This is a genomic window from Ramlibacter cellulosilyticus (genome assembly GCF_014297465.1).
In the GTDB taxonomy this organism is placed as follows: domain Bacteria; phylum Pseudomonadota; class Gammaproteobacteria; order Burkholderiales; family Burkholderiaceae_C; genus Ramlibacter; species Ramlibacter cellulosilyticus.
In genome coordinates this window covers 45,946-72,081 of the sequence record NZ_JACORT010000009.1, presented here as the reverse complement: position 1 = coordinate 72,081, position 26,136 = coordinate 45,946, and the positions used below count along the sequence as shown (strand labels likewise).

The following is a 26,136-nucleotide window of genomic DNA, read 5'->3' as shown; positions in this document are numbered from 1 at the left end:
CTCCAGCTCCCTTTCGCGCCAGGCGCACAACGCCCGGGCTTCCGGCGCAGCACGCCAGGCGGAACGTGACGAGGACGCTGCGCTCACTTGTGCCGCATCCCGAAGAGTTCCTGCAGCATGTCGTTCGCGGTGGAGATCACCTGCGATGCCGCCTGGTAGCCGCGCTGCATCACCACGAGCTCCGTGAACTCGCGCGAGAGATCCACGTTCGACATCTCCAGCGATCCCGCACGGACCGTGCCAAACCCGGCATCGCCTGCGAGCCCCTGCTGCCAGCGGATGCCGTTCGCCTCGGCGAACTGGCTGTTCCCGAGCTCCTCCACCGCATCGAGCGTGGTGAAGCGTCCGAGCGCGAGCCGCGGGCCCTTGGCAGTCTGGCCGTTGCCGTACGTGGCCACGAGCGCCCCGGTGGCATCGAAACCGACTTTCGTGAGGTTGCCTGGCGCGTAGCCGTCCTGCTTGCTCATCGCGAGGGTCGACAGGTTCCCCGCGGCGAACGAACTCACGTCGGCCCCGAGCTCCAGCACCAGGGGCTGCGCAGGGCGACCCGCAGGCGTGTAGTCGAAGGTGAGGCTGCGGCTCGCCGCATCGGGATAGCCGTTCTCGAACACGATCTCCACCGCACCGAAGCTGGTCGTCCCTTCCAGCAATTCGGCCTGCCAGCTCCCGGGCTTCGTGGCCTCGGTGCTGGTCAGCTTCAAGGACAGCGTGTGTTCCTGGCCGAGTCCGTCGAAGACCTTCATCCCGCCCACCGTGAATTCGGTGGACGTACTGGACAGGTTGCCTGCGAGGCGCAGGTTGGAAGTCGCCTTTCCCGCGGCCACGCGCAGCCCCTCGAGCTGGATTTCGCCCACCCGGCCCGAGGCATCGACGCCGAGGACCTTGCTCCCGTCGCTGCGGTTGACGAACACGCCATCGCCGTCGAATTCGAAAGCGCCTGCCCGCGTGTAGCGAACCTGCCCTTGCGCGTCGCGCAGCATGAAGAGCCCTTCGCCCTCGACCGCGAGGTCGAAGTCGCCGCCGGTCTGGCGCAGCTCGCCCTGGGAGAAACTCAGGCGCGTGCCCGTGGTGCCCAGCCCGTGCCCGAGCCGCAGCCCGTTGGCGCCGCTGCCCGCGGCATTCGCGTAGAAGAGGTCCGCGAAACCGAGCGTGGTGCTCTTGTAGCCGGGCGTGTTCATGTTCGCGGTGTTGTTGGCGATCACCCGCAAGGCCTGCTGGTGGCCCATGAGGCCGCTGGTGCCGACGTGGATGGAATCGAGCATGGAACCCTCCCGCGCTTCAGCGCACCGAAAGCAGCTGGCCGAGGGTGACGTCGTTCACCACCGTCCCGCCCGCGAGCGACACCGTCAGGAGGGGTGCATCGCCTTGGAGGGAGAGGGCACTCACGATGCCGCTGCTGCGCCCCGTGCTCGTGGTGAACTCGATGTTGCGGCCGATGAGGCCCACCGACTGCAGAGCCGCCTGGTTGCCGATCAGCTGCTGCAGGCGTTCGTTCATCTGCTGCGACTGTTCCAGCGCGGTGAACTGCGCGACCTGCGCCATGAACTCCTGGTTGTCCATGGGTTTGAGGGGGTCCTGGTACGTGAGCTGCGTCGTCAGCACGCGGACGAAGTCCTGCAAGCCGAGCGAAGAGGCTGCGGTGGGCGAGACGGCACCCACATCCGCGGTGGACAGGCTCATGGGCTCTCCTGGAAAGGTTCGGGACGTTCGTAGACGCTGCGCCCGTTGCAGGTCAGGCGCGCGAGCTTCAGGCCAGGCGGCGCGGCCTCGCGCAGCGCGGCCACCATGGCCGTGGCGCTGATGGCATTCGCCGCTGCGGGCACGCCAAGCCACACGGCGATGCCATCGGCATGGTGTTCGACGTGCACGTGGATGGACGCGGGTTGCACGAGGCGGCGCGGCGTGACGGGCGGAGCGGTGCGCTCCGGAGGTTGCGGGCGGTCGCACTCCCGCGGTGCCGTGTTGGGCGCGCCCTGCGGTACGGCGGGGGGAACCTGCGGTGCTGCGCCGGCCTCGCCGTACTGCGAGAACGCCGGCAGCGTCCCACGCGCGTGCATCGCGAGGACGGCCGCAGTGCGTGCGCCCGCACGCGCGTGCAGGACGGACCCGCTCACGCCGTGCGGTGCACGCTGCTCCGTCTGCGCGGCACCTTCCTGCCTGCCTGCCAGGCCCGCATCCTCGAGCGTCTTGCGCCAGCCCGCGGCGGACCCCGCGGACGCGGGGCGCGATGGCGTGAGCGCCGATGTCGTCGCGAGCGGCAGCGTGTTCTGGGGCACTGCGTTCATGGCGCGGTCTCCGCCGCTGGGGAGCGGGACGAAGTGACGGCATGGCGCACGAGCCAGGCCAGGTCGGCCAACCGCGCCTCGCGCCGCGCCTGCTCCCGCAGGTAGCGCGCCAGCGCGGATTCGCGCAGCTTGCGCGCCGCGTCCAGCCGCTGCTGCGCTTCCACGCAGGCCCGCCGCGCGCTTTCCACTCTCGCCTCGATCGCCCGCGCCTGTTCCTCGCACTCGCGCTGCCGCTGCAGCGAACGCTGCACGTGGCCGAGCACGTGCGCGCGCACCGCAGGATCCAGGCGCGCGCCAGGTGCGGCGACGAGGTGGCGCATGCCTTCGTCGCAACGGGCGCGGACCACGCGCAGCTCGTCTTCGCGTGCCTGGCGTTCGCGTTCGGTCACGCCCATGTGCGTGCGGGCAACATCGACCTGGTGTTCCCTCTGCCGCTCCACGGCCGAGAGAGGCCATGCGAACCCGCGCACGTCGGCTCCGGGAGCGTTCGTGTGCCTCATGCCGCCCCCCGGGTCTGCAACGCATCGCGCAGTTGCCGCAAGGCATCCGCCCGGCTGCAACCGCCGGCATCCTGGCGCAGCCAGGCAAAAAGCTTGCCCTCGACGGCAAGTGCAGCGTCCAGCGCCGGGTTGGACCCCCCGGCGTAGGCGCCGAGTTCCACGAGTGGACGCCCCCTCTCCAGCGCGGCGAGGTGGCGGACCGCCGAAGCGGCGAGCGATCGCTCCTCTTCGCCGGCGAGGTCGCCCATGACGCGGCTCGCACTCTGCAGTATGTCGATGGCCGGGAAGTGGCCCTGCTGCGCGAGCGACCGCGACAGCACGACGTGCCCGTCGAGGACGGCGCGCATCGCGTCGGCGATCGGTTCGTTGAAGTCGTCGCCCTCCACCAGCACCGCCATCAAGGCCGTGATCGAGCCGCCCGAAGGCGCCGTGCCGCAGCGCTCGCACAAGCGCGGCAGCTCCGCGAACACGGACGGCGTGTAGCCGCGCGCCGTGGCCGGCTCGCCGGCCGCCAGCCCGACCTCCCGGCGCGCCATGGCGAGGCGGGTCACGGAGTCCATGGTCAGCAACACGCTGCGCCCCTGGTCCCGGAACCACTCGGCGATGGCGAGCGCCACGTGCGCGGCGCGGATCCGGCACAGCGCCGGCTGGTCCGCGGTGGCCGCGACGACGACGGAGCGCCGGAGGCCCTCCGTCCCGAGCTGCTCCTCCACGAACTCGCGCACCTCGCGCCCGCGCTCGCCGATCATCGCGATCACGTTCACGTCCACCCGCGCATGGCGGGTCACCATTCCGAGCAGGCTGCTCTTGCCGACGCCGCTGCCGGCGAAGATGCCGGCACGCTGGCCTTCGCCCAGCGTCAGCAGCGCGTCGATCGCCCGCACGCCGGTCTCCAGCACGCGACGGATGCGCGGTCGCTGCATGGGACTGGGCGTCCGGCCCGCCAGCGGCCAGGTGCCGTTGCAGGCGGGTGGCGCGTGTCCGTCCAGCGGCGCACCGAAAGCATCGACCACGCGCCCGAGGATGTCGGGACCCACCGCGATTTCCGCGGCCGCCTCCACCGCCAGCACGTGCGAGCCGGCGGCTATTCCTTGCAGCGCCCCGAACGGCATCAGCACCACGCGCCGCGCCTCGATCCCCACGACTTCGGCGAGCACCGGGCTGCCCGCCGCGGAGGCCGGATGGACGTGGCACATGGACCCGAGTTCGACCTCCGGGCCCTCGGCTTCGATCGCGAGGCCCTGGACGCGGCGTACCCAGCCCATGCGGCGGGTCAGCTCGCTCGCGGCAAGCTGGCGGCGATAGGCAGCCATCGCGCTCACGACTGCGCCTCCCCCACGCGCCTGGCGCGCGCGGACAGCAGGACGGCCTTGAACGTTGCGAGCATCGTTTCCAGGCGCGCGTCGAGCCCGCCGCCGGCCTGGCGCACGATGCAGCCCCCGAGGGCGACCTGCGGGTCCGCCACGTACCGGACGGGTCCGCGCTCCGGCTGCGGCTCCAGGAGTTCGAGGTCCTGCGGGTGCACGTGGATTTCCGCGCCGCCGTCGCTTGCAGCACGCACGGCCCGCGCGCGTAGCTCCGACCGCACCGCCTCCGGCTGTGGCGCAGCTTCACCCACCATGCGGCACACGGCGTCGAAGCACAGGGCCACCATGTCGTCCTCCGCGGCGCGCAGGCAGTCGTGCATCGCCGTGGAGAGGCCTTCCACGAGCGAGGTGAGTTGCTCCTGCTGCTTGCGCAGGGGCGCGAGTGCTTCCGATACCGCGCGCTCCACCGCCGCCGCGCGTTCCGTGGCGGCCGCACCGAGGCCCTGGCGCCGTCCTTCCTCGTAGCCGGCGTGCTGCGCCTCTCGCCGCAGTTCCTCGATGGCCTCCGGATCGAGCGGCACGGGGACAGGCGCCGCGGGAACGGGCTGCGCCGTCGCGGGCGACGTGCGCGCCCGGCCGACGCGCAGCGGTTGGCGTTCCACTTCCATGCCGCGGAGGATGTCTGCCGCGAGCGCGTTCATGTCCGGCCTCCCCACCGCAGCAGCCTGGAGCGGGCGCGCTGCCAGCGATTCGGCGCGTTGCGGGCGACGGGGGACGGAGCGCTTTCGCAACGCGCCTTCAGGGCCTGCAGGATGGCCGCCTGCAACGCGGGCGCCGGTGCACGAAGAGGAATTTCCTGCACCTGCCTGCGGCGGTCTGCACCGATGGCCGCGAGCAGTTGCGGCGCCCAGTTCCATGCGCGCATCGCGAGCAGCGACCGCGTGAGGCCGGGCGGCTCCTGTGCGAGCACCTCGACCAGCCGCGCGAGCTCCGCCGCGCCCAGTGTTTCCGGCCACGCCGCCTCCGGCGTGGCCGCCTGCGCGTCCTGCTGCTGCAAGGCCTGCAGCAGGCCCGGATCGCCGGGAATGCCCAGGTCCTGCAGCTCCTGCAGCAAGGGGCGCAGCAGGTGCCGCTGCCGCTCCACGAGGCGCGCAAGCAACCATTCCCGATCCCGCGCTGGCAAGGCATGCAAGGTCATCGCCGCTGTACGCAGCGGGTCCATCGCGATATCGACCGGTGTCATTGCACCTCCCCGGGGGGCCGCGCCATCGCTGCCGCGGCAGGCTCGGCCTCGTGCATCCAGACCTGCAGGCGCTGCAGCGCGGCGCGCCGCTGCGGCTCGGTGAGGGGCTGTACTCGCGCCATGCGCGCGGCGCGCCGCAGGAGCAGCACCGCGATCACCCCCAGCACGACGAGCAGGACCCCCGCCAGCGGCCAGCCCGGATCGCCAGGCGTCGACCGCGGCAATGCCGGGGCCGCAGGCGTGGGCACGACCTGCGGCACCTCCACGGCCGGCGCCGCGCGCATCCCTTGCACCACCACGACGTCTCCCCGCTCCGGCAAGGCCCCCACCGCCGCCGCGAGGACGCGCTGCAGGTGCTCCTGCGTCTGCGGCTCCAGCTTGTCGCGCACGACGGCCACGACGTGCAGGCGCCGGATGGCGCCGGGCTGGCTGACGACCTGTTCGACGCGGCGGCCCGCCTGGTACTCGACGTCGCGCTGCATGCTGCTGCCGCGCAGCGACCGCGCTTCGGTGCCGCGCGGGTCCGCGCCAGCGTTGTCGCGGGCGGACTCGCGTTCCCGCACCAGCACGCCCGTCGCGCCGGCGCCTTTCCCGTCGCCCGCAGGGAGCACGTCTTCCGTCGTCACGCGGACCTGGTCCATGTTGAGGCTCACGTCCACGCTCGCCAGCGCTTGGCCCGGACCGAGGGCCTGGTCCAGGACGGCACCCGCCTTGCGGGCGAGGTAGCTTTCCGTCTCGCGCTTCAGGTCGAGCCGCGTGCCCGCGCTGCCGGCATCCCCGTCTCCCTCCGGCGGGCGGCTGAGCGGCACCCCTTGCGTGTCGACGATGGTGACCTCGTGCGGCGCGAGGCCCGGCACCGCGGCGGCCACCAGCCTCTGGATGCCCGACACCTGCTCCGCGCGGAGCGCGTGCCCGCCGCGCACGGCCAGGGTCACGGCCGCCTTGGCACGCGCGACGTTCTGCCGGAACAGCCCCTGCTCCGGCAGCACGAGATGGACGCGTGCGTCGCGGATCTCCGCGAAGGACAGGATGGTGCGCGTGAGTTCGCCCTGCAGCGCGCGCTGGAAGTTCACCTTCTGCGCGAACTCGGTCATCCCGAAATCCGTGCTGTTGAACAGCTCGAGGCCCACCGTGCCGTGCAGCGGAAGCTCGCGTCCCATGAGCTTGAGCCGCACCGCGTGCACCTGCGAGCGGTCGACGAGCAGCGTGGTGCCGCCGTCCGCGACGGTGTACGGCACTTTCAGTTTCTCCAGCTCGGTGCCGAACGCAGCGGCATCCTGAGGCCGCAAGTCGGTGAACAACACCGCCGGGTCGCTGCGCAGCGCCCACCAGCCGGAGGCGGCGAGCAGGACCAGGAACAGCGCGAGCGCACCCGCAACGAGCGCGCGCGATCGCGGGGGCAGCGCGGGCCACCAGGTATGCATCGCGTCCTCCGTGCCTCAGACCTGCATGCGCATGACGTCCTGGTAAGCCTCCAGGACGCGATTGCGGACCTGCAGCAGGAGTTGCAGGGACATGCGGCTCTCCTCCAGGCGGACCATCACTTCGTGGAGGCTCGCCGCCTCGCCGGCCGCCAGCCGCTGCAGGTCCGCCTGGCTGGCGAGCAGGCCTTCGTTCACTTCCTGCAGCCCGCGCGCCACCTGCTGTGCGAACGCCGGCCCCATGGGCGTTGCCACGCCCGTGGCGGGCGGCGCGACTTCGTCATGCGCCCCGAGGCCGGCGATCGCCTGCACGTTCATGGCGTCCTCCCGATCTCCAGCGTCTTCAGGGCCAGCGCGCGGGCGGTGCCCAGGGCCGCGACGTTGGCTTCGTAGGCACGCGCAGCGGCCATCAGGGTGACCATTTCCGCGGCGGGATCGACGCCGGGGTAGGCGACGAAGCCGCGCTCGTCGGCGAGCGGGTGCCCGGGATCGAGCACCAGCCGCGGCCGCACCGGACTGGGCTCGACGCTCGCGAGGGGCAGCGACGCCGCCACGTCACCTGCAACGAGATTCGCGAAGGTGCCGCCGGCCGTCGCCAGCACCCGCAGCGGTTGGAAGCCAACCGCCACTGGCGATGAGACGGTGTTCGCGTTGGCGAGGTTGAGCGAAGCGATTTCGACGCGCGTCCGCTCGACGCGCATGCCCGCCGCACTGATCGCGAAGGCCTGCTGGTAATCCACGGCTACTTCCTCCCGTCGCCGGCGGCCAGCGCCAGCATGGACAGGTGCCGCGACAGGCCCTGCACGAGCACCTGGAACTGCACGGCGTTGCGCGCCAGCTCCGTCATTTCCGCGTCGACCTGCACCGGCCCTTCGAGCGCCTCGGGTGCGGCCGCCGCTGCGCCGCGCAGCGACGCCAGGCCGCGCGCATCGAGGAAGGTGCGGTCCGCGAGTGCGGCGCGCGCTTCCTCGAGATGGGCATGGAAGGAGGATCGCAGCAGTTGGTATCGCTCCGTGCCCGCGTTCGCGACGTTCGCCGAGACGAGCGCGTGCGTGCGCGTGGCGGCGTCCAGTGCGGCCGACAGTGCCGCGGTGGTCATGGATTCGATGGGCGCGGGCATGGCCTCCTCCTCACTGCACCACCAGCTCCGCGTGCAAGGCGCCGGCGGCCTTGATCGCGCGCAGGATGGAAATGATGTCGCGCGTGCTCGTGCGCATGCGCGCGAGCGACTGCACCAGGTCCGCGACCGTCCCGGAGCCCGCGAGGTAGCCGACGCCCGTCGGCTCCTCGACGTCGACCTGCGAGTTCCGCACCACGGCGGTGGAAACGCCCGGGCCCGCGTACCCGAGGTACGCCGGCTGGGACACGCTGTTCTGGGTGGCGATGGAGATCTTCAGGTCGCCGTGCGAGATGGCCACGCGCGCGATGCGCACGTCGCCGCCGGAGACGACGGTGCCCGTGCGTTCGTTGATGACAACCCGCGGCCGGTGGTCGGGATCGACGGCGACGTTCTCCACCCGCGCGAGGAAGCCCACCAGGTCCTGCCGCAGCGCGGGTGGCACGGCGATCTCGATGCCGGAGGCATCGCGGGCGTGGGCGATCCCGCCGCCGAATTGCGCGTTGATGGCAGCGGCCACCCGCGCCGCCGTGGTGTAGTCCGCTTCGTTCAGGACGAAGGTGACCTGGTCGCGCGCGCCCGGCTGCCAGGCTGCCATCCCGACTTCCACCGTCGCGCCGTTCGGGATCGCGCCTGCCGTGGGATGGTTCTTCTGCACGACGTTGCCGTTGGCGTCGTACCGGTGGCCGCCGATGGACAAGGGCCCTTGCGCGAGTGCGAACACCTTGCCGTTGGGCGCTCGCAGCGCCGTCAGCAGCAGCGTGCCGCCCAGCAGGCTGCGGGCATCGCCGCTGGAGCTCACGGTCACGTCCAGCGTGTCGCCTTCGCGCGCCGTCGCCGGAAGTGCGGCGCTGACCATGACGACGGCGACGTTGCGGCTGTTGACCTGCTCCGGCGCGACACCCAGGTTGAACTGCGCTAGCACGTTGGACACGGCCTGCCGCGTCGCGCGGTTGCCGGGCGAATCGCCCGTCCCCGCGAGTCCCGTGACGATGCCGGTGCCCACGAGGACGTTCTCGCGCCAGCCCTGCACCTTGCCGATCTCCTTGACGCGCAGGGGCGCCTCCCTCGCGAGCCCGGGTGCGGCGCAGGAGAGGAGGCAAAGGAGGAGGGCGAGCGCACGCATCTCAGAACCCCACCGCGTCGAGCAGCCTGCGCCACCACGCGCGCCGGTTGCGCTCGGTGAGGTCGCCCTCGCCGACATAGGTGATGCGGGCCTGCGCGATCCGCGTGGACTGCACCACGTTGCCGTCGCTGATGTCCGAGGGACGCACCACGCCCTCCAGCGTGACGCGCTGCAGCTCCTCGTTCACGGTGACGGACTGCGCGCCGGCGACGCGCAGCTGCCCGCCGGGGAGCACCTCCTGCACGGTGACCGTCAGCGTCGCCAGCAGGCGGCTCGCGCGCTGCGTGCGCCCGCCGCCGTCGAAATCGCCCGCGACGACGAGGTTCGTCTGCGCCACCTTGTTGCTGCCGTGCGCGAGCTCCGCCGCCATGTGGTTGGCGCGGCGCGTGCCCGTGTCGGCGCTGCTGGACGCGCTGGAGTTCTCGAACACCTGCACGGTGAGGACGTCGCCCGGGCGGTACGCCTTGTTGTCCGCGGTGAAGCCCCTCCAGGCGTCCTCCTGGAACAGGCTCTGGGCCTGTGCACCGCCCGCGCACACCAGCGCGAGCAGCAGGGTGCGGAGTGCGCGGCTCATGGTGCGAGCTCCACGCGGCCCGGACCGAGCACCCGCGCGAACATGGGCCCGGACGCGCCCTGCGGCCGCACGCGGATGCGCTGCCCCGGGCGGCCGTCCTGCAAGACCTCGACCCGGCTTTCCAGCGTGATGCTGCCTTCGACGGAGCGCAGCGACGCCCACTCGCCGCGTGCCACGGCGAGCGGCCCGGCGTCGCCCGTCGCGAGCAGCGCGTCGTCGCGGAGCGTTCTTTCGCCTGTCGCAGCGGTGGCCGCGGCCGCGGACTGCAAGCTCACCGGCACGGTCCGCACGAAGGCACCCTCCGTCCAGACATCCACCCACACGAGCATGCGTCCCGCCGATGCGCCCTGTTCCAGACCCCGCACCTCCAGGCGGACCCGCCCTTCGGGGACATCCACGTCCCGCGGCGTGCCGCCAACGAGCACGTGGCCGCCGCGCGCAGCCTCGACGGCTGCCCGCGCGATCTCCTCTCCTTTCACTCGCGGCGTGGCACGCACCACCCGCGCCTCGTGCGCGCCCGACCAATCGAGTGCGTCCGGCGCCAGGTCCGTGTGGCGGCGGACCCACTGCGCCAGGTCCGTCCTGCGCAGCGCGGCGGACTCTCCGGGGCGCGGCGCGCGCCCGACCGGCAGGTTGACCAGCGTGCGGATCGTGGCGAGATCCTGCGCATGGACGCGTGCCACGTCGCCCAGGACGACCTGCGAAGACGCCACGGTGGCCCGCGGTAGCAGCTCGATCCCGGCCTGCGGGCCCGCCCACGCCACCGGCGAGGCCAGGCATGCGAGCAACAAGGTCGTGGCGCGCATGTTCACCGCCGCAAGCCGTTGATGAGGCCGAGCATCTCGTCCGAGGCCTGCACGACCTTCACGCTGGCCTCGTACGCCCGCTGCGCCACGAGGAGGTCCACCATCTCCTCCACCAGCTTCACGTTCGATCCTTCGAGGAAGCCCTGGGCCAGGGTTCCTGCCCCGTCCTCTCCGGCGCGCGCCGCGATCGGCTCGCCCGAGGCGTCGGTCGCGCGGTAGACGTTGCCGCCTTGCGCGAGCAGGCCCTGCGGGTTCGCGAAGCGCACCAGTTCGAGCTGCCCTGCCTCCACGGGCGTGGACTGGCCCGGCAGCCGCACCTGCACGCGGCCCGTGGCGGAGACGGTGATGGCCTCGGCGTTTTCGGGAATCGAGAGGTTCGGCTTCAGCGGGACACCCGCCTGCGTGGAGAGCAGCCCGTCCGCGTTCACCTTGAAGGTGCCACCCCGCGCATAGGCGCGCGACCCATCCGGCATGGCGAGCTCCAGGAAGCCTTCGCCGAGGATCGCGACGTCCATGGGCGACTCGGTCTTCTTCAGGTCGCCGCCCGCGAAGACCTTGCCCGGCGACAGCGCCTGCACGCCGACGCCCACCGAGGCGTTCACGAACGCGCCGTTCTCCCCGGCACCCGCGCGCTGGCCGGCGACCACGCCGCCCGCCACGAGGTCGGAAAAGCCGATCCGCGTCTTCTTGAACCCCGCGGTGTTCACGTTGGCCAGGTTGTTGGCGATGGCGTCCACATGCGCCTGCTGCGCATGCATGCCCGTCGCCCCGATGTACAGCGCATCAAACATGGGCCCTCCTTCCGTTCATGCCGCTTCCCCGAGCTTGCGGATGCTCGTGGCGAGCATCTCGTCGTAGCCGAGCGCGACCTTCTGCAGCGTCTCCAGGTGGCGCACGGTTTCGACGAGCCGCACCATCTCGTGCAGGTGGCTCACGTTCGCGTTCTCCAGGAGACCCTGCTGCACACGCACTGCGCCCTCCGGCGCCAGCCATGGGGTGCCCTGGGGAAACACCAGCCCGTCACCCGCCCGCTCCAGCACGGCACCGCCTTCGAACTGCACGACCTTGATCTGGCCGACCGGCGCGGCGCCGCGCACGCCACCCGGCGCCTCGAACACGCGCCCGGCTTCGTCGACCACGGGCGTGCCGGAGGCCAGCACGATCTCGCCGCCGACGCCCATCACGGTGTGCCCCTGCTGCGTCACCAGCCGGCCGGCGGCGTCGAGCCGGAAGCTGCCGTTGCGCGTGTACGCGGTGCCTTGCGGCGCCTGCACCTCGAACCATCCGGGGCCGGACAAGGCGAGGTCGAGCGGTTGGCTGGTCGGCTTGAGCGTTCCCGACCGGGGGTCGGTGTGGACGGTCGTGCGCGCAAGGTCCGCAGCGGCCACGCGTGCACCGAAAGGCAGCGTGGCCACCACTTCGCGCTTGAAGCCCGGGGTCTGGACGTTGGCGATGTTCATCGCCACGCGATCCATGCGCGTGACGTCGGCCTGCATGCTCCCGAGGACGGCGGACAGGATGGGATCCATGGGCGGGCCTCAGGCGGTAACGGTCCCGTAGGACTTGAGTTCGATCACCTGCGGGATCTCCGCCAGCGACAGCACGCGCAGGTGGGGCAAGCCGCGCTCGGAGAGGGTCCGCAGGTAGCGACGCAGCTCCGGCGCGCACAGCAACACGGGAAGCAGGTTGCTCTTCATCATGCGGTCGGCCTGCTGCATCAGGTGCAGCAGGAATTTCTCCACCAGCTTGGGTTCGAGCCCGGGCCCCGCCGCTGCGGAGGGCTGCAGGCCTTGCAGGAAGCGACTCTCGACGGCGGGGTCGATGGTGAGGACGTGGAGAGAGGCGGAACTCCCTGCCAGGCTCTGGCAGATGGCATGGCCCAGGCGCTGCCGCACGGCCTCCGTCAGCTGCCCGGCGTCCTTGCTCACGCGCCCGGCGTCGGCCAGCGTTTCCAGGATCGCGTGCAGGTGCCGGATGGACACCTTCTCGCGCAGGAGGTTCTGCAGCACCTTCTGGATGTCGCCCACGGAGAGCACGGTCGGGACCAGCTCCTCGACGAGGGTCGGCTGCGCCTGGCGCACGCGGGCCAGCAGCTTGTCGGTCTCGGCCCGCGTGAGCAGGGCGGCGGACTCCCGGCGCAGCACCTCGGTGAGGTGCGTCATGAACACGGTGGGAGCGTCCACCAGCGTGTAGCGCGCCGCTGCCGCCTGCTCGCGCAGCGCCGCATCGATCCACAGCGCCGGCAGCCCGTAGCTCGGTTCGCGCGTGGGCTCGCCCGGGACGCTGCGCAGGTCGCCGGAGGGATGGATGGCGAGCAGCTGCCCCTGGCGGACCTCCCCGCGCGCGGCCAGCGTGCCGTCGACGTGGATCTCGTAGGCGTCCGGCGCGAGCCGGGCGGCGCCGCGGAAGCGCACCGATGGCAGTACGAACCCGTACTCCTGCGCGTGCTGTCGGCGCAGCGCCGCGATGCGGTCCTGGAACAGCGTGCCGGCATCCTGCTTGCCCGCCACCCAGCCGCTGCCGACGAACACTTCGACGGGCTCCACGGAAGGCAGGATTTCCCCGTCGTCGCTTGCAGTGGCAGGCGCGGGTGCGGCTTCCACCGCCTGGCGGGCGTGCACGCGGTGCGCCAGCCAGGCCGTCAGCGCCGCCGCGACCATCAGCGTGGCAGCAGGTGCCGCGGGGATGCCCGGCAGGCACAACAGGCCGGCGAGCGCGAGTGTCACCAGCACGAGCGTCTTCGGGAAGGCCGTGACCTGCCGCAGGGCCTGCCGGCTCAGGTTGCCGTCCGACGCGGAGCGCGTGACGATGATGCCGGTGCCGACGGCGATGACCAGGGCGGGCACCTGCGTCACGATGCCGTCGCCTATCGTCAGCAGCGTGTACGTCTGCAGCGCCTGCGCCCACGGTATCTTGTGCTGCACGAGGCCTATCACCAGCCCGCCCGCTATGTTGATCAGGAGGATCAGGATCCCCGCGATCGCATCGCCCTTCACGAACTTGGAAGCCCCGTCCATCGCCCCGTAGAAGGCTGCCTCGCGCTCGAGCGCCTTGCGCCGGCGCTGCGCCTCCGCCTGGTCGATGAAGCCCATGTTCAGGTCGGCATCGATGCTCATTTGCTGGCCGGGCATGCTGTCGAGCGTGAAGCGCGCGGCGACTTCGGACACGCGTTGCGCGCCGTTCGTCACGACGACGTATTGCACGACGATGAGGACGACGAACACGACGAGGCCCACGACGATGTTGCCCGCCACGACGTGGGAGCCGATCGCCGCGATCACGCGGCCCGCGTCGCCGTCCGCGAGGATCAGGCGCGTGGCCGCGACGTTCAGCGAGAGGCGGAACAGCGTCGCGACCAGCAGCAGCGACGGAAAGGTGGAGAAATCCGTCGGGCGCGCCGAGAAGAACGTGAGCAGCAGCAACAGGAAGGCGAAGCTGAAGTTCGCGAGGAGGAGGAAGTCCAGCAGCGGCCGGGGGATGGGGACGAACAGCACCATCAGCACGCCGAACACGGCAAGCACGAGCGCCACGTCGGTGTGGCGGCCGAGGACGTCCTTCAGCGCGTTCACGCCACGGCTCCCTGCGGCATGCGCTGGCGGCGCATGGCGAGCACCCAGACGACGATGCGCGCCACCTCGGCGTGGAAATCCGCGGGAAGGGAGGACTCCAGCGGCACCTCGCGGAACAGGCGACGGGCGAGCGGCGGGTTCTGCACGACCACGATGCGGTGGCGCGCCGCGATCTCGCGCATCGCCGCCGCGAGCTGCCCCGCCCCCTTGGCGATCACGCGCGGCGCATCCATTTCCCCGTGCCGGTATTCGAGCGCGACGGCGTAGTGCGTCGGGTTCGTCAGGACGAAGTCCGCGTTCCGCGTATTGCGCAACGACAGGCTGCGCTGCAGCAGCTCGCGCCTCAGCTCCCGCAGGCGAGCCCGGATGCGCGGATCGCCTTCGCGATGCCGGTACTCGTCCTTCCACTCGCGGCGGCTCATGCGCATGCGGCGGTGGAAATCGCGCCGGGTGAAAAGCATGTCGACCGCCGCGATCAGCGCCAGCGCCGCCGCCATGCGCCACGCGAGGGCGACGAGGTCGGACCAGGCCGCCTGCAGGAAGGCGGGCGCCGGCAGGGTTGCCAGGACGTGGAACTGCGGCAGCAGCGCGAGCAACGCTGCCACGCCCGCGCAGCACAGGACGGCCAGCTTCACGCAGGCGCGTGCGCCCTCGAACAGCGTGCGCCGCGAGAACACCCGCTTCCATCCTGCGGCAGGATTCAGGCGCTCGAAATCGAACTGGAGCGGCTGCAACGAGAAGACCATGCCGGTCTGCGCCACGGCCGCTGCGGCACCGGCCGCGACCAGCACCAGCAGGAAGGGCAGGAGGATGCCCGCCGCGCCCTCCACGAGCTGCGCGAACACCGGGCCCGCGCCGTCCGCCGACCGTCCAGCCACCTGCACGAGCGCGGACCGGAACAGCCGCAGGAGCGCTTGCAGCGCAGCGGCGCCCTGCCAGGCGAGGAAGGCGACGGCGGCGAGGAACACGGCGCAAGCCGTCGCGTCGACGCTGCGCGGCGTCTGCCCGCGGTCGCGCGCCTTCTGCAGCTTGAAGGTCGTGGGCTCCTCGCTGCGGTCGATGTCCTGGTCGGCCGTCATCGCACGCCTCCCGCCGCGAACCACGCCGACCACGTGTGGTGGATGCCTTCGTACAGGCGGCGCGCCGGCGTCGCGAATTCCGCGGCCCACGCGGAGAGCGCGAAGATCCCGACGAGGATCTTCGCGGGCAGCCCCAGCACGAACATGTTCATCTGCGGCAGGTTGCGTGCGATCACGCCGAGGACGAAGTCGACCAGCAGCAGTCCGAGCACCACCGGCGAGGCGAGCGCGAAGCCGAGCGTGAACAGCGCCGCGCCGGCGCGCAGCAGCGGCTCCGCGGCCGTGGAAGCAGGGACGCCGCTCCCGGGCGGGAAGCGTTCGACGCTGTACGCGATGCCCCGCAGCAAGGCATGGTGACCGTCCACCAGGAAGAAGAACACCGCCGCGAGCAGGCCGAAGACGGCGGACACGATGGGCAGGCGCGACTGCGTGAGCGGGTCCACGACCTGTGCGATCCCGAACCCGACCTGCACGTCGACGAGGCGCCCCGCGAGGGAGAACCCCGCGAAGGCGAGCAGCACGCCGAGCCCCAGGGTCGCCCCGATCGCCGCCTCGCGCAGCATCGCGGTGAACAGGGCGCCGGCTGCATGGATCCCCACGTCCTGCGTTTCGGCGAAAGGAAGCGCCAGCACGCAGGCGAGTGCCATCACCAGCAGCAGCCGCGCGGTCGCGGGAATGGAGACGGCGTACAGCAAGGGCGTCAGCAGCAGCAGCGCCGCGATGCGCGTGGCGAGCAGCAGCACCGTGGTGACCCACTGCACACCGAGCGCCGACAGGAGGGACTGCATGCGTGTCCTCACAACATCGACGGAATGCGGGACCACAAACCGGTGGCGAAGGTGCACACCGTGCGCAGCATCCACGGACCGAAGGCGACCATCGCGACGCCGGCGGCCAGGAGCTTCGGCACGAAGGACAGGGACATTTCCTGCACCTGCGTCAGCACCTGCAGCACCGACACGACCAGCCCCACGGCCATCGTGACCGCCAGCACGGGCAGGCACACGAGGAAGCCGGTCCAGAAGAGGTCGGCGGTGAGCTTCAGGGCAAGGTCGGGATGCAAGGGGGTGCTCCGTGCTCGGTCGCGCCACTTTGCGCGCCGCATGCGCCGCTGTTTAGTGCGGAAGTCACATCGACTTCGTCGCTTCGGACGTCCTCCGAACTGCGGACCGAGTGCTGGCTCTGCCGCCCGAAGAACGATGTGCATTCCATTCAGACAGCGTTCATGCCCCCGGTCGCAAACTCACCTCCATCGTCAACCAACCCCTCGTGAGGTGAACATGCAATCCACTCTTCGCACCAGGCTCGCCGCCGCCGCCATGCTGCTGGTCCCGGTGGGCGCCCTCGTCGCCGCGCAGCCCGCCGCCGCGCAGCACCGCGACCGGGACGGTGACCGCTACCACTCGCAGCGCTTCGACCGCCGCGCGCCGGACATCTTCGACGTGACGCCGGACCAGGGCGACCGCGTCAGCGAGCGCGGTCTCACCCGCATCGCGGCGCGCTTCAGCGACGACCGCAGCGGCGTCGACCCGCGCACGGTCACCCTGCGCGTGGACGGCCGCGACGTGACGCGCCATGCCCGCGTCGACGGCAACGACATCCGCTACGCAGACAACCTGCGCCCGGGCCGCCACTTCGCCGAGGTGCTGGTGCGCGACCGCGCCGGCAACCTTGCGCGCCGCAGCTGGGCCTTCAACGTGGTGGACCGCGACTTCGGCCGCTACGGCTACGGCTACGGCCGCAACCGCTAAGCGGGCACCTTCCGGCGGGGCGCAGGCTCCGCCGGGCGCCGCGCCGCAGCCTGTCGGGTGCGGCTGGCACAAAGTCGGCCTGCAGTCCCACAACCTCAGCCGCAAGGCGTTCAGCAAGCGTTCACGGCTGCCCTCCTAAGCTGGCACCAGTCCAACACGAAAGCGAGGTTTCCCATGAAAAACCAACTCCGTTCCCAGGCCGCCGCTGCCGCCGTCCTGCTCGCCTCGCTGGGCGCAGCTTTCGTGGCGTCGCCCGCGCACGCGCACGCCACCTTCACCCCGCACCACCACAGCGCGCAGGAGCTGATCCAGCGCTTCGAGCTGATCGGCCCGCCCACGCGCGGCGTGAAGCTGGTGTACCGCGTGACGGGCATGCCGGGCAGCTACGTCAGCATCCGCGTGCCCACCTACCCGCAGGAGATCGACCTGAAGGAAGTGCAGCCTGGCGTGTACGAGGTCGACTACGTGATCGCGCCGAACGAGGACCCGCGCAACGTGCTGCAGGCCGTGGCCCGCATCCGCGCGCAGGACGACCAGGCCCTGGCCCGCCTGGGGACCGCCGCCTACCTCGCCCCGGGCACGGTCGCCGTCCCCGTGCCGCCGCAACGTGACAACCGCGTGCCGCCGCCGCCAGTGCGCGAAACCCGCGACACCCGCGCGCCGGACATCGCCAACCTGCTCCCCGCGCAGGGCCAGCGCGTTTCCGAACGCGGCCAGACGCGCATCGCCGCCGACTTCCGCGACGACCGCGCCGGCGTGGACCGCAACTCCGTGCGCCTGCGCGTGGACGGCCGCGACGTGACGCGGGATGCCCGCATCGACGACGACGGCATCCAGTACCGCGACGACCTGCGCCCGGGCCGCCACACGGCGGAACTGACGGTGCGCGACCGCGCCGGCAATGCGACGCGCAAGTCGTGGACCTTCGACGTGGTGGACTGGCGCCCGGGCAACGGCTGGGGCGACCGCAACCACGACCGCGGCTGGGACCGGGACCGCGACTGGCGCGACGACAGCCGCCGTTGAAACGACGCAACGCTGAACGGAGCTTCACATCCGTTCAGCAAGCGTTCACAAGGGCGCGCCTAAGCTACGAAGTACAACGGCCACGGAGTCTTTCCGCCATGAAACGCATCGCCCTTCTCGCCCTCGCCGCCACCGGCGCCCTGGCCGCCCAGGCCCAACCCGGCTACGCGCCGGTGCCGGCCCCCGTGGCCGTCCCCGCGCAGCAGGCGCCCAGCTTCGTCGACCGCGCCCGCGTGCAGGACGTGCAGCCCCAGTACGAGACCGTGCAGGTCCCGCGCCAGGAGTGCTCCAGCCAGTACGTGCAGGACGCCCCGCAGGTGGTGGGCGGCGAGCGCGGCTACGGCGGCGCCATCATCGGCGGCGTGGCCGGCGGCATCCTGGGCAACCAGGTGGGCAAGGGCCACGGCAAGGAGGCCGCCACCGCGGCCGGTGCCGTCATCGGCGCCATCACCGGCGACCGCCTGCAGAACAACCAGGCACCGCAGCAGGTCGTGCAGGCGCCCCCGCGCGAGGTGCGCAGCTGCCGCACGGTGTACGACACGCAGCAGCGCGCCACCGGCTACCGCGTGACCTACGAGTACCGCGGCAACCAGTACGTCACCTTCACGCGCGAGCAGCCGGGCCAGAGCCTGCCGGTGCGCGTGTCTGTCACCCCGCTGGAAGAGCGGGAGTACCATCGCCGCTGACTTTCCTGATCCACCGAAGCCGTGAAACCTGTCCGCCTCCTCCTCTGCGCCGTGATGCTGGCCGCCGCCGGGCTCCCCGCCTGGGCGCAGGTCAGCCGCGACGATGCCGCGGTCGTGGCGCAGCGCGAGACGGGCGGGCGCGTGCTGTCGGTGGAGCGCGTGGACGCGGGCGGCCGCCCCATGTGGCGGGTGAAGGTGGTCACCGGGCGCGGCGAAGTGCGCGTGGTGCTGGTGGACATGGCCACGGGGCAGACCCGCTGACATGCGCCTGCTGATCGTCGAGGACGACGCGGCCCTGCGCCTGCCCCTGGCGCGCCAGCTGGAGGCCGAGGGCTACCGCGTCGACCAGGCCAAGGACGGCGAGGAAGGCCTCTTCCTCGCGCAGGAATATCCCTTCGACCTGGCGATCGTCGACCTCGGCCTGCCCAAGCTGAATGGCCTCACCATCGTGCAGCGCCTGCGCGCTGGCGGCAGCACCATGCCGCTTCTGATCCTCACCGCGCGCAGCAGCTGGCAGGACAAGGTGAGCGGCCTCGAGGCCGGCGCCGACGACTACCTGACCAAGCCCTTCGAATACCCGGAGCTCGCCGCGCGCGTCAAGGCGCTGCTGCGCCGCTCCGCCCAGGCGGCGAGCGACGTGCTCGCGCTGGGGCCCGTGGCCATCGACTTCTCGGCGCAGGCCGTCAAGCTGGATGGCGAGCCGCTGGAACTCACGGCCTACGAATACCGGATGCTGGAATACCTGGTGCGCCAGCGCGCGCGCGTGGTGACCAAGTCCGAGCTCTCGGACTACCTGTATCCCCATGGCGAAGACCGCGACAGCAACGTGCTGGAGGTGCTGATCGGGCGCCTGCGCCGCAAGCTCGATCCCGAAGGCAAGCTCGCGCCCATCGAGACGGTGCGCGGGCGGGGTTACCGCTTCACGCTGGGATGACGCCCGGCTACTCGATCCGGGCCCGCCTCCTCCTCGGCGCCGCGCTGGTGCTGGTGGCCTTCATGGCCGGCGCCGGCTTCGCGGTGCAGCGCGCGCACGCGGACAGCGTGCGGGCGGTCCACTTCAGCCGCCTGCAAGGCACCATCTACCTGCTGCTCGCGCGCGCGGAGCTCGACGAGTCCGGCGCGCTGGTCATGCCCGTCGGCTTCGCGGAGCCGCGCCTGTCGCTGCCGCAGTCGGGCCTGTACGCCAGCATCTGGAACGTGCAGCGCAACGAACAGTGGCGATCGCCCTCCACGCTCGGCACCGACCCGCCTTTCCGCCGCGAAGGCGTGGAGACCGGCCAGTGGCGCAGCGAGGAGCTGCCCGGCGGCGCGCACGGCTACCTGGGCGTGAGCTACGGCGTGAACTGGGCCGCCGGCAGCCAGCAGAAGCCGCTGGTGCTGTCGGTGGTGGAAGACCGCAGCGAGTTCGACCGCGAGATCGCCACCTTCGCGCGCACGCTGTGGTTCTGGCTGGGCGGCGCCGGGCTGCTGCTGCTGCTCGCGCAGATCCTGCTGCTGCGATGGGGGCTGCGGCCGCTGGCGCACGTGGCCGCGGAGATCCGCCGCGTGGAAGGCGGCGAGCAGCAGAAGATCGAGGGCCGCTACCCCACCGAGATCTCGCCGCTCACCGACAACCTGAACACGCTGATCCAGCAGGAGCGCGTGCGGCAGGGCCGCTACAAGGAGGCCCTGAGCTTCCTCGCGCATAGCCTCAAGACGCCGCTGGCGGTCCTGCGCAATGCGCTGAACGAGCCGCAGCAGCTGCCGGACACCGTGCGCGAGCAGGTGGCGCGCATGGACGACATCGTGCAGCACCAGCTCGGTCGCGCAGGCGCGGGCGGCGCGACGCGCTTCGCGCCGCCGGTGCTGCTGGCGCCGGTGCTCGATCGCGTGCGCGATGCGCTGGCGAAGGTGTACGCGGAGAAGAACCTCTCGCTCACGACCGACTGCGCGCCGGACCTCACCTGGCGCATCGACGAAGGCGACCTCTTCGAGGTGATCGGCAACGTGATGGACAACGCGGCCAAGTGGGCGAAGTCCCGCGTCGTGGCACGGGCCTGGCGCGACGACGGCAAGCTGTGGATCCGCGTGGAGGACGACGGCCCGGGCTTCAGCGACACGCAGTCCGTGCTGCAGATCCACGTGCGCGGCGATGAACGCGTACCGGGGCACGGCGTGGGGCTGGCCGTGGTGAACGACCTGGTGGCGAGCCACCACGGCGAGCTGCGGCTGGGGCGTGGGGAGCTGGGTGGGGCGCGGGTGGAGATCGTGTTGCCGGCGGCTTGAGAGGCGATTCGCAACCGCGCGTGGCGCGCATCTGGCGGTGAGGCTGCGCGGGTCGGTCACGCTCATGAGCGAGTCGACCGCGTTGTGCCCAACTGGGTCACTGTCGCGCCCGGCTAGTAAGGCTCACCGATTTGCGGCAAAGAAGAATCGAGAGCGCCTCTGAGTTGCCCGTCCGAGCTTCTTGACGTTCGGGCTGCGCCTCTTGCTCGGCCTCAGTGACGTTGCGCCCAATTCATCAGATCGACGAGCACCTCCTCGACGTATCGAGTCCTCACTTCTTGTATCCGCAAGAGCCCCACATCTCTCGTCCCGACAAGCAAAGATGACCCGGTCGGGGAATCTACTAAGAAGATTAGCCACCCTGATTCTGCAACTGAGACATCGAATACTTCGTGCAGACCGAAGCGCGCGCGGTACTGATTGGCCACGCCAATCCGCCATCCATCTCCATAGCTCGTTGCCACAAGGTCATGGAATGTATGCCGACAATCGGGCCTGTCGAACTCTCGTTGCCCGGTGTATTTCAGGAATACCTTCGCCGAGTGCATTACAACTCCTGCAGGGCACATTCTTCCCACATTGCCGAACTCTTGGCCACCGACTACCACAGCAACCCCGAGATAGTCGTTGTCTTCCGCCGGGACGGCACAACGCAGCCCAAAAATTAATTCATCTCCGAATCTCATAGTTTGCCCAGTCTGTCGCGCACGTATCCTGGAACCTTCGGATCAGTTGGAGCATAGCTTCCCGAGAAGTGGGCCGTACCGTCATTCGAGTTATGAAACTTGTAGTAAAGCCCATTTTCTGATTTTCCCCACCATTGCCTTGGATCTACAGGATCCTCCGGCACCGCTCTCGCAAACACTTGGGGACAATCCTTGGGTTCAGGCGTCTTGTCCGGGTTGTACCGGGGTCCCTTCACACGGTCTGGATGAGGTTTGTACACAGGCTTGAACTCACCGGGCCCTGGGTTCCACCGAGGAAGTGGCACGGCACGGCCGGAGGTGCCGCCAGCACCGGCCCCCGACGCAGGCGCCGGCCCTCCGCCGCCGCCGCCAAAGCCGAGTAGCGGATTCGCTGCTGGATTTTGCTTGAAGGGCGACTGTAATCCGTGAGGATCGATGGCACTGAGAGGCGACGCTTCTACATAGCTGAAGGTGTTGATTCCGCCGGCCAGGCCAATCGGGTCACTCTGGCGATACCTGCCGATCCGCGCATCGTAATCACGATTCCAGTTCTGGAATAGCCCCGTTTCGCTGTCGAAGACCTGCCCCGGAAAGCGCTGGTTGTAGGCGAAGGCACCGAGCCCGCTGGGGTTCTGGTCGGGTGCGGTGGCGCCAAAGGCTTCAGCCGCGTCCCAGCGCCACACGATGGTGTGGTCCTGCTTCGTGATCACCCGCGGCGTGTCGAGGTGGTCGGCGTGCACGTTGTACGGGGTCACCGCCAAGTCCGAGTTCGCTGCTGTTCCCGTCTGTTTCAGGACGCCTACCGGTGTAGTTCCGAGATAGATCGTCTCGTACAGCGGCGTGCCGTTGGCGTCGTACTCGCCCAGCAGCTGGCCTTGTTCGTCATACACGAAGTGGCTCGCTCCGCTGGTGACCAAGCTGGTCGGCCCGCTCTTCTTCACCCGCAGGCCGTCTCCGTTGTACAGGTAGGCCACCGTGCCACTACCAGTTGTCGCGCTGGCCATGCGCCCGCGGTCGCTATAGGCGAAGGTGGAGCTGCCGTCGCCTACGATGTTGCCAGCGGCGTCATGGCCGATGCTGGCGGTGCCCGTGGCGTCCTGCACCTGCGTGAGCCGGTTGCTCGTGGCACTCACCGTGTTGGTGTAGGTGGTGCCGCCAATGGTCTTGGCCGTGCGGTTGCCGGTGGCGTCGTAGCTGTATTGGGTGGTAGTGGCTGCGCGTGTTGCCGTGGTCAGCCGGTCCAGGTTGTCGTAGCCGAAGCCCTGGTCGAAGCTTGCCTGGGCTGCGCCGTTGTTAGTGTGGGTATAGCCCGTAATGCGGCCGGCCGCGTCGCGGTGGACGCTACGCAAAAGGCCTGCGGTGCTGCCTGTGCCAAGCGGGTCTCCCAGGGTGTAGCTGGAAACCAAGCCGTTATCGTCGTAGCCGATGGTGCGGGGTTTGCCGTCCGACCACAGCCAGCCAGCGACATTCCCCTCGACGTTGTAGCCAATACCCGACAGAAGCAACCGTTTGGCATTACTCGCGCCCTGCCCATTGGGGTTGACCGAGTTCACCGTTATCGAAGTGATGCTCCCTTTTGCATAGGAAGCACTCATGGCAAGGCTACCGGCCTTCCCGCTGCCGCCGGTGCTAGTCTGCGCGGGCAGTTGCCAATTGAGATCAGGAACGGCGGTGACGGCCCGGCTCGCGCTGCTGTCGCCACCGTTCCAGATCACGTTGGCGCCCGCCGTCACGTCTCGCCACAAGATATCCGAGCGGCCGTCGCCATTGAAGTCGCCAATTGCCGCCGCCTTCAGGTTTGCGGCAGTGGGGCTGAGTGCGTATGACTGCGCCGCATCGCCGTGGCGCCATATGATGTTCGCCCCTGTACTGTCGTTGTGCCACAGGATGTCGGAGATGCCATCGGCATCGAAGTCGCCAGCTCCCGCAACCTTCCACATCATGTCGGCAACGGCAGCCACGGCTTGTGCCTGCTCCACCTTGCCGCTGCGCCAGATTGCATTGGCGCCGCTGACTTGATTGCGCCAGAGGATATCTGACTTGCCGTCTCCGTCGAAGTCCCCAAGGGTGGCGACGCGCCAGTTCACATCTGCGCTCTCTACGGCCCGCGTCTGGTTGACGTCGGCCGATGCCCAGATGACGTTCTGCCCGCTCGCTTCGTTGCGCCAGAGGATGTCGGCTTTACGGTCCCCATCGAAATCACCCACGCCGGCGACCTTCCATGAGGCGTCAAGTACGGAGACGACGGCTTGAGCCAGCGCCGACTTGCCGCTGCGCCAGATAACGTTGTCGCCGGTGGCGGTATTGCGCCACAGGACGTCGAAGCTCCCATCGCCGTTGAAGTCCGCGACAGCCGCGATCTTCCAGTTTAGATCGGCCACCGAATCAACAGGCGACGCTTGAGATTCGTTTGCTCCGCGCCAAATCGCGCTGCTTCCCGTCGTCTCGTTGTACCAGAGCAGATCGGATATGCCGTCCCCGTCGAAATCCGCCCCCTGAAAGTCTGGCGGCTCATAGCCGTAGTTCACCCGCGTACCGCTCGGGTAAGTGATGGCTGTGATCTTGTCCAGCGCGCTGCCGCTGTCGCCCCACGTGTAGCCCACGGTGAAGGTCTTGCCGGCGATCACCACCGTCTTGCCGGTCAGCCGCCCCATGCTGTCGTAGCTGTAGGTGGTCTGGCCCGACTCGTCGGTCATCTTCGTGAGTTCGCCCGTGGCGCCCGGATACGGGTTCGTGCCCCCGTCGTACTCGAAGGTGGTGGGCGTGCCGCTCGCGTAGGTGATGCTGCGCACCCGGTCCAGCGCGTCATAGGAGAAGGTGGTGGTCTTGCCGCGGGCGTCGGTGCTGGTGAGCACGTTGCCTTTGGCGTCGTGGGTGAACTGGCTGGCGCCGCTGTCGGGGCTGCTCTGGGAGCCCACCGTGCCCAGGCCGTTGGGCGTGTAGCTGGTGGTGAGGCTGCGCGGGTCGGTGAAGCTCGTGAGCGAGTCGATCGCGTCGTAGCCGAACTGCGTCACCGTGGGCGTGCTGGAGCCGGTGTTGGGCGGCTGCTGCGTCTGGATACGCCGGCCCAGGGCGTCGTAGTAGAAGTAGGTCGCCAGACCGTTCGGATCCACCACCGTGTTGGGCCGGCCCACGGCGTCGTAGCCGTACTGCCAGGTCATGGAAGGGCGCGCGCTCACCGTCACGCTCACCGTGGCGGATGTGCTGGTGGCGTTGCTCGCGTCCCCGGCATAGGAGGCGGACAGGACGTGGCTGCCCGGGCCCAGGCCAGCGGTGCTGAGGGTGGCCGCACCTCCGGTCACGGGAGCCGTTCCGATCGGTGTGCCACCGGCGGTGAACGTCACGGCACCGGAGGGGTTGTAGCCGGCCACCTTGGCCATGAGCGTGACGTTCTGGCCGATGGCGGCGCCAGACGGTGTGACGCTCAGCGTAGTGGTGCTCGCCGCTGCGCTCACCACATGGGTGAGCGTGGAGGACGTGCTGGCCGTGTTGGCGGCGTCGCCGGCATAGACCGCCGTGAGCGCGTGCGAGCCGCCGGGGAGCTTGACCGACAGGGTGACCGAGCCGGACGCCAAGGGCTTGGCGCCTAGCGTGGCAGCGCCATCCGTGAAGGTCACCACTCCGGTGGGGTTGCTGCCCGTGACCGTGGCGGTGAGGGTGACGCTCTGGCCTGCGGTGGACGCGCTGGGGGTACTGGTGAGAACTGTGACGCTGGCGGTCTGTGCTTGCGAGACGGCAGACGTCAGGGCGAAGGCAACGAACACCACCGCCCTCGCCGCCCAGCCCCAACGCGAAGCACCGGGGGTGCACTGATGCAGATTCATTTTTCTTCCCCTCACTCGGCAGCGCCGGTGACCTGCTGCACCCGGTTCAAGGCGTCGAAGGAGCGTGCCACGGAGCGGCGCAGCATGCCGGCGGCGTCCTTCACATCTTCGCCCGTGCGGTTTCCGGCGGCGTCCAGCGTGTAGGTGATGGAATTGCCGCGGGCGTCCGAGACTCCCGTCATGCGGTGGGCGGCGTCATAGCTGTAGGCCAGGCTTGTCCCGTCCGGCAGACTCACCCCGGTCAGCTGGCCGACGTCGTCGTACGTATACGTCGTCGTGCGGGATGCTCCACCCGGAGGGGCCACCGTCACCGTGGCGACCCAGCCACGCGGCGCGTACGTGATGTCCGTGGTAATGCCCTTGGCATCGACCATCTGGCGAGGCCGACGCGCCGGGTCGTACAGGACGTACTGCACCACATGACCGGCGGCATCAGTGACGGACTGGATATCGCCCTTGGTGTGCCCCTTGGTCGCCGCGCTATCGGCCCATGCAGTATTGGGGGGGGTGAACGAAGAGTCATAGCGCGCCTTCCCCATCGTCACCCGAAGGTCGTCGACGTATCCGTTCAAGATCCGATACGGCGACGCGGACTGCCCACCGATCACGCGCGGTGAATTGAGGTTCGCGTAGAGAGGGGTAGTGCCCAGCGAGGTCGTCACGGCGTATGCGACACCGTTGACGAAGGCATAGACGGCTCCTCCGACACGCGAAACCGCCACGTGGTACCACTGTCCGTTCAACTGAGTCGAATGCGGTGGTGAATCGAGGGTCCGCCATAAATGTACCGACCACCGTCTTGTTAACCACACGGATGTCTTCGCCTTGTCGGATCATGGTCGCCACGTAGTCGTCGGCGGAGATGCCATTG

General features: G+C 70.0%; 28 protein-coding genes. 6 read left to right on the top strand and 22 right to left on the bottom strand.

Annotated elements, in window-relative coordinates; translation table 11 throughout:
• Nucleotides 1–83 precede the first annotated feature (83 nt).
• From H8N03_RS19315 to H8N03_RS19220, 20 genes are read right to left on the bottom strand one after another with little or no spacing between them, the layout of a single operon-like run.
• Nucleotides 84–1,262, bottom strand: a complete 1,179-nt coding sequence (locus H8N03_RS19315) for a flagellar hook protein FlgE (protein ID WP_187077857.1) — start codon at nt 1,260–1,262, stop codon at nt 84–86.
• A gap of 16 nt (nt 1,263–1,278) precedes the next feature.
• Nucleotides 1,279–1,680, bottom strand: coding sequence for a flagellar hook assembly protein FlgD (locus H8N03_RS19310; RefSeq protein WP_187077856.1), 402 nt, complete (start codon nt 1,678–1,680; stop codon nt 1,279–1,281).
• Nucleotides 1,677–2,285 (bottom strand): hypothetical protein, encoded by a 609-nt coding sequence (locus H8N03_RS19305; RefSeq protein WP_187077855.1) that lies wholly within the window; start codon nt 2,283–2,285, stop codon nt 1,677–1,679. The genes H8N03_RS19310 and H8N03_RS19305 overlap by 4 nt, the downstream gene beginning before the upstream one ends.
• On the bottom strand, nt 2,282–2,785 hold the full coding sequence (locus H8N03_RS19300) for a flagellar FliJ family protein (protein WP_187077854.1): 504 nt from the start codon (nt 2,783–2,785) through the stop codon (nt 2,282–2,284). The genes H8N03_RS19305 and H8N03_RS19300 overlap by 4 nt, the downstream gene beginning before the upstream one ends.
• Entirely contained in the window at nt 2,782–4,098 is a 1,317-nt protein-coding gene (locus H8N03_RS19295) for a FliI/YscN family ATPase (protein ID WP_222623066.1), read from the bottom strand. Before H8N03_RS19295 ends, H8N03_RS19300 begins: the two co-directional genes overlap by 4 nt.
• Before the next feature lie 5 nt (nt 4,099–4,103).
• A complete protein-coding gene (locus tag H8N03_RS19290; protein WP_187077852.1) occupies nt 4,104–4,793 on the bottom strand; it encodes a FliH/SctL family protein in 690 nt (229 codons plus the stop codon).
• Nucleotides 4,790–5,335, bottom strand: a complete 546-nt coding sequence (locus H8N03_RS19285) for a hypothetical protein (protein ID WP_187077851.1) — start codon at nt 5,333–5,335, stop codon at nt 4,790–4,792. The genes H8N03_RS19290 and H8N03_RS19285 overlap by 4 nt, the downstream gene beginning before the upstream one ends.
• Nucleotides 5,332–6,759 (bottom strand): flagellar basal-body MS-ring/collar protein FliF, encoded by a 1,428-nt coding sequence (gene fliF, locus H8N03_RS19280; RefSeq protein WP_187077850.1) that lies wholly within the window; start codon nt 6,757–6,759, stop codon nt 5,332–5,334. The genes H8N03_RS19285 and fliF overlap by 4 nt, the downstream gene beginning before the upstream one ends.
• A 15-nt stretch (nt 6,760–6,774) precedes the next feature.
• Entirely contained in the window at nt 6,775–7,074 is a 300-nt protein-coding gene (gene fliE, locus H8N03_RS19275) for a flagellar hook-basal body complex protein FliE (protein WP_187077849.1), read from the bottom strand.
• On the bottom strand, nt 7,071–7,496 hold the full coding sequence (flgC, locus tag H8N03_RS19270) for a flagellar basal body rod protein FlgC (protein WP_187077848.1): 426 nt from the start codon (nt 7,494–7,496) through the stop codon (nt 7,071–7,073). Before flgC ends, fliE begins: the two co-directional genes overlap by 4 nt.
• Before the next feature lie 2 nt (nt 7,497–7,498).
• Nucleotides 7,499–7,876: a flagellar basal body protein gene (locus H8N03_RS19265; RefSeq protein ID WP_187077847.1), complete on the bottom strand. Its 378-nt coding sequence runs from the start codon at nt 7,874–7,876 to the stop codon at nt 7,499–7,501.
• Between the two features lie 10 nt (nt 7,877–7,886).
• Entirely contained in the window at nt 7,887–8,999 is a 1,113-nt protein-coding gene (gene flgI / locus H8N03_RS19260; protein ID WP_187077846.1) for a flagellar basal body P-ring protein FlgI, read from the bottom strand.
• A 1-nt stretch (nt 9,000) separates the two neighbouring features.
• Nucleotides 9,001–9,573, bottom strand: coding sequence for a flagellar basal body L-ring protein FlgH (locus tag H8N03_RS19255; RefSeq protein ID WP_187077845.1), 573 nt, complete (start codon nt 9,571–9,573; stop codon nt 9,001–9,003).
• Complete coding sequence (locus H8N03_RS19250; protein ID WP_187077844.1) at nt 9,570–10,379, bottom strand: hypothetical protein; 810 nt, start codon at nt 10,377–10,379, stop codon at nt 9,570–9,572. Before H8N03_RS19250 ends, H8N03_RS19255 begins: the two co-directional genes overlap by 4 nt.
• Nucleotides 10,380–10,381: 2 nt before the next feature.
• Complete coding sequence (gene flgG / locus H8N03_RS19245) at nt 10,382–11,170, bottom strand: flagellar basal-body rod protein FlgG (RefSeq protein ID WP_187077843.1); 789 nt, start codon at nt 11,168–11,170, stop codon at nt 10,382–10,384.
• 15 nt (nt 11,171–11,185) lie between these two features.
• Nucleotides 11,186–11,908 carry a flagellar hook-basal body protein gene (locus tag H8N03_RS19240; protein ID WP_187077842.1) on the bottom strand — a complete coding sequence of 241 codons (723 nt, stop codon included), beginning with the start codon at nt 11,906–11,908 and terminating at the stop codon, nt 11,186–11,188.
• Between the two features lie 9 nt (nt 11,909–11,917).
• Nucleotides 11,918–13,948 (bottom strand): flagellar biosynthesis protein FlhA, encoded by a 2,031-nt coding sequence (locus tag H8N03_RS19235; RefSeq protein ID WP_187077841.1) that lies wholly within the window; start codon nt 13,946–13,948, stop codon nt 11,918–11,920.
• Nucleotides 13,945–15,027 carry an EscU/YscU/HrcU family type III secretion system export apparatus switch protein gene (locus H8N03_RS19230; RefSeq protein ID WP_187077840.1) on the bottom strand — a complete coding sequence of 361 codons (1,083 nt, stop codon included), beginning with the start codon at nt 15,025–15,027 and terminating at the stop codon, nt 13,945–13,947. The genes H8N03_RS19235 and H8N03_RS19230 overlap by 4 nt, the downstream gene beginning before the upstream one ends.
• On the bottom strand, nt 15,024–15,815 hold the full coding sequence (gene fliR / locus H8N03_RS19225) for a flagellar biosynthetic protein FliR (RefSeq protein WP_187077839.1): 792 nt from the start codon (nt 15,813–15,815) through the stop codon (nt 15,024–15,026). Before fliR ends, H8N03_RS19230 begins: the two co-directional genes overlap by 4 nt.
• Nucleotides 15,816–15,823: 8 nt before the next feature.
• Nucleotides 15,824–16,090, bottom strand: a complete 267-nt coding sequence (locus H8N03_RS19220; protein ID WP_255428297.1) for a flagellar biosynthetic protein FliQ — start codon at nt 16,088–16,090, stop codon at nt 15,824–15,826.
• A 217-nt stretch (nt 16,091–16,307) separates the two neighbouring features.
• Between H8N03_RS19220 and H8N03_RS19215 the strand changes: the two genes are divergently transcribed.
• From H8N03_RS19215 to H8N03_RS19190, 6 genes are all read left to right on the top strand, one after another.
• Nucleotides 16,308–16,778: a hypothetical protein gene (locus tag H8N03_RS19215; RefSeq protein WP_187077837.1), complete on the top strand. Its 471-nt coding sequence runs from the start codon at nt 16,308–16,310 to the stop codon at nt 16,776–16,778.
• Between the two features lie 174 nt (nt 16,779–16,952).
• A complete protein-coding gene (locus H8N03_RS19210; RefSeq protein ID WP_187077836.1) occupies nt 16,953–17,804 on the top strand; it encodes a hypothetical protein in 852 nt (283 codons plus the stop codon).
• A 98-nt stretch (nt 17,805–17,902) separates the two neighbouring features.
• Nucleotides 17,903–18,490, top strand: coding sequence for a glycine zipper 2TM domain-containing protein (locus tag H8N03_RS19205; protein WP_187077835.1), 588 nt, complete (start codon nt 17,903–17,905; stop codon nt 18,488–18,490).
• Between the two features lie 21 nt (nt 18,491–18,511).
• Nucleotides 18,512–18,751 (top strand): PepSY domain-containing protein, encoded by a 240-nt coding sequence (locus H8N03_RS19200; protein ID WP_354005147.1) that lies wholly within the window; start codon nt 18,512–18,514, stop codon nt 18,749–18,751.
• Between the two features lies 1 nt (nt 18,752).
• Nucleotides 18,753–19,424 carry a response regulator transcription factor gene (locus H8N03_RS19195; RefSeq protein WP_187077834.1) on the top strand — a complete coding sequence of 224 codons (672 nt, stop codon included), beginning with the start codon at nt 18,753–18,755 and terminating at the stop codon, nt 19,422–19,424.
• Nucleotides 19,421–20,755: an ATP-binding protein gene (locus H8N03_RS19190; protein WP_187077833.1), complete on the top strand. Its 1,335-nt coding sequence runs from the start codon at nt 19,421–19,423 to the stop codon at nt 20,753–20,755. The genes H8N03_RS19195 and H8N03_RS19190 overlap by 4 nt, the downstream gene beginning before the upstream one ends.
• Before the next feature lie 682 nt (nt 20,756–21,437).
• On the opposite strand, the gene H8N03_RS19185 is transcribed toward H8N03_RS19190, so the two are convergent.
• Nucleotides 21,438–25,265 (bottom strand): Ig-like domain repeat protein, encoded by a 3,828-nt coding sequence (locus H8N03_RS19185; RefSeq protein WP_187077832.1) that lies wholly within the window; start codon nt 25,263–25,265, stop codon nt 21,438–21,440.
• An 11-nt stretch (nt 25,266–25,276) separates the two neighbouring features.
• Entirely contained in the window at nt 25,277–26,077 is an 801-nt protein-coding gene (locus tag H8N03_RS26655; RefSeq protein ID WP_222623054.1) for a LamG-like jellyroll fold domain-containing protein, read from the bottom strand.
• Nucleotides 26,078–26,136 lie beyond the last annotated feature (59 nt).